At 37.5% G+C, this 3849-nt stretch carries 1 protein-coding gene; it reads left to right on the plus strand.

All coding sequences use genetic code 11. The features are described 5' to 3' along the window. Positions 1 to 381: 381 nt before the first annotated feature. Positions 382 to 3849: autotransporter-associated beta strand repeat-containing protein (locus tag QNK89_RS02045; RefSeq protein WP_340169309.1), on the plus strand; the 3468-nt coding region annotated here is incomplete at its 3' end.

The raw sequence follows: 3849 nt of genomic DNA on the forward strand, positions 1-3849 counted from the left end.
TACAAGGCAAAAAGAGACAAAAATCCAGATAAGAAAAGGGTGTTTTTATTGTATTGGAAGTTAAAAACAGCTAATAAAATGCTCATCAAAAGCAACAATAAGAGGATCCCTAAAAACATGGTTGAGGTATTATTTTAAAAAAAAGGAATACATTAATTACGCCCCTAAATTACACAAATTGGTGCGATTTCCACGAAATCGCACCAATTGATTATATATAGTTACGTGTACGCGCGCGCGTAGTATTATTTTTGCATGCTTAAATTAAGGCAACTTAGGTTTTGCCCCAATAATAAAAACCCCAATTCATTGCAAAGAATTTTAGCCATTCTACTTTTCTTATTCCTGTTTTCAGGAACTAGCTTGCTATGGGGCCAAACTTTGACCATTTCAAATAGTGGCCAAACAGGAAGCTCTGGAACCAACTGGTCTATTTCTGGAAACACCCTAACAGCCATAGGAGATGCAAGTGTGCATCCTGGGGTCATTGAAAATGCACTTGACAAAAATTTGTTGGTTCAAGTGTTGGGCAATGGAGGAAAACTTATCATTGATGCTCCCATCCGATCTAATCACAGCAGCCTTTTAACATTTAAAGCACAAAGTAGCATTCAAGTTTCCGCAGCCATTCAGCTTCCAGGAGGCGAAATTTATTTAAGTGTAGCGAATAACGCTATGGCACTTGGGAGCATTTGTGTAGATAGTGACATTAGTGTTGCCTTGGCCAGCGGGCAAGGAGGGAATATTCTCTTAGAAGCCAAAGATATTACCCTCTCAGAAAATGCCAAACTTTTAGCACAGGGCCACACAGGCGGAGGAAATATTCTGGTTGGTGGGGACTGGCAAGGAGGTGCTAGTGAAGAAAACAGGGTTTTTGAAGATCCAAATAAATTAAAGCAGGCCACCAAAGTAAGCATGCATGCCAAGGCCTTCATAGACGCCAGTGCCACTGAAAACGGAGATGGAGGAAAGGTGGTGTTGTGGTCTAACATCAAAGATCCAAACTCCGTTACCAAAGCCCAGGGCAGTATTTTTGCTAAAGGAGGCAGTATTTCTGGAGATGGTGGAAAGATTGAGACCTCTGGAGGTCTTTTAGAGACAGAAGGGATTAATTTATCTACAGAGTCAATTAATGGCAAAACTGGTTTGTGGTTGTTAGATCCTTACAACTATTTTCTTGGAACAGCTGAATTGAATACTTTAAATACAGCGCTAAATTCATCTAATGTGAGTATTTTAACCACGAACAGCTCAAATAGCGGAATCGATAGTGTTTTTGATAATTCACATGGAGGAGGTCATCAGATTGGAAGTGGTCACATTGTCTTAACAAATGATTTTATATATACTGGCTCGAATAATACAACCTTAACTTTAACCGCAGATGCAGATATTTATTTAAAAAATATTTCTTCTACAAACGCAGCCTTAACTCTTAATCTAAATGCGTCGGGAGATCAGGTTTTTTTAGATGGTGATATTGTTACGAATGGAGGTTCAGTAAATTTTAATAGTCAGGACGTTCATTTACAAAAGTCGGGTGATCAATCTATTGTAACCTCAAATGGTAATCTAGATTTCAACAATAGTGATATTAAATTACTAAAAAGTGGAGGCGCCGTTATTTACAATACAGGTTCGGGTAATTTAGAACTAGGAGAAGGAGTTATTGAATATACAAATACTAAATGGTCTATTAGCTCACCAAATAATTTGATGAGTTGGTCAGGTCGTAAAGATGGAAGTAATGATGATACAGATATAGATACTGGAGTAGATATAGTGACAGGGAAGGAGTATTCCATGCGTTTGTTTTTTTGGGACAGTTGGGATAATGAGGCATTTAGAATACAAGTTGGTTCATACTCAAGTTCAGGTTCACTTTATTTTAGAGCGGTTAGAGCCTATTATTCTGGTATAACTGTTAGTAATGCTAATTATGGACTTCAATATAATATTGTAGATGAAGATGAAAATATAGCTATTAACAGCTATTTTAATGATGCATATGTAGATATAACTTTTGTGGCAGAACGAGATGGAAATTTAATTATGCGCCACGGTTTGAGTTCAAATGATCCAGATGAGTCAGCAGAAATAAATGATGTATTTGAAACTACTTTTTCAAGCAATGCTTCATTTGCAGGTACTCGCAGTTTAAAACTTCAAACAGCTGCTGGTCAAATTTCAGGATCATCAAATATTACTGGTTTAGCTACTTTAGAAGTAGATACAAATAGTGCTAATAATAATTTATCAGGAATCATTTCTGGCTCAGGAAATTTAATTAAATCAGGAACAGGTACACTGACGCTTTCAAACAATAACACCTTTTCTGGAAGTACAACTATTTCTGATGGTACTTTAGTTTTGAAAAATGACGCTCCAAACCCAACCTCCAAAACAATATCGGGTACAGGAAAAATATTTATAGAACCCAATAGCAGTAGTTTTTCTTCTTCTTATTTTTCAACATCTGGCTGGACTTTTAATAACACATTAGGGGGCTTAACAATTGGAAATACCTCAAATACTGCAAACATTGAAATATTTAATGACATTGAAATTGCTGGCCCCATTTCTATATATGGCCATAGTATATACTTAAAAAATGATGTTGACTTTGATACGTCAGGAGCTTCTAATTCAGACATACTAATTATGGGCCAGGGCTACGTGGTAATGGAAACAAACGTAGATTTCACAACAAATGGAGGAGACGTTATATTATGGGGTAACTCGGTTAATACAACATCAGGAGAGGCAAATAACGAAGTTGATCTAAGAGGAACAAATAACGTTAGCACTTCAGGTGGTAAGATTGTTTTGGCAGGAGGCTTAGATTCTAATAATGACGGCTTACCAGACGGTTATGCTTATAGAAGCTACAATGACGACATAAGGTCTGCAGATCTAGGTGCTAATGTTTCGCTCAACTCTGGCGGTGGAGACATTATTATTAGAGGTCAAGGAGGGGGTGTTGGTGTTGGTTTTACTGGAACAGGTGTAACACTAGATAGTGGGTCTGGAAATATTAATATAGAGGGAAAGAGTACCACAAATCATGGGGTTTGGAATAATGGTGGTTTAAGCATAGATACTGGATCTGGTAATTTGAATATCACTGGAAATTCTTCTGGAAGTAGAGGTATTTCATTTGATGGTGCGCTAACATTAGAGAGTGTTTCTGGGGATATTCAACTCACCGGGATCAGTACGGCTCACAACGGTATATTATTTAGCGGCGCAACCATCCTAGATAGTGGTTTAGGTAAAATTTCCTTAACTGCTTCTACAACTGCTACCCAATATGGCTTGTATGCCATTGATGATTTCGTTATAAATTCAGGCAGTACATCTGACACTGCTATTGAAATTCAGGGAACTTCTTCTAGTTCTAGAGGTGTATACTTTGGTACGGGAACTGCCAATAAAAACATACTCATTCAATCTACTACAACAACAGACAACAAAGGGGATATTATTATTGAAGGAAATACTTTAACTGGGGAGATAGGGGTTGGACTAGATTTTTGGGGAAGCGGCTCTAAGACCCAAATTTTAGCTGGATCTGGTGACATAATAATGCATGCTAAAGGTCATGAGTCTAGAACCTTATATACTAGCACAGGATTATTTATAGGTAAATCTGCCAATACAAATGCAGTTAATGGCATAACTCCTGTTTCTTATGTAAATACCGGTAATATTAGTATTTTATCTGAAGGAGGGATTTATGCAAATACTGGTGGTGGCGGTTTATGGACCATTGCTACTGGAGACAGTTCCACTGAAGGTGGAGATGTCGTTATTGCTTCTGATACTAATGATTCCAATGGAGGTTTTCAA

Source organism: Lacinutrix sp., from assembly GCF_037625555.1.
GTDB lineage: Bacteria > Bacteroidota > Bacteroidia > Flavobacteriales > Flavobacteriaceae > Lacinutrix.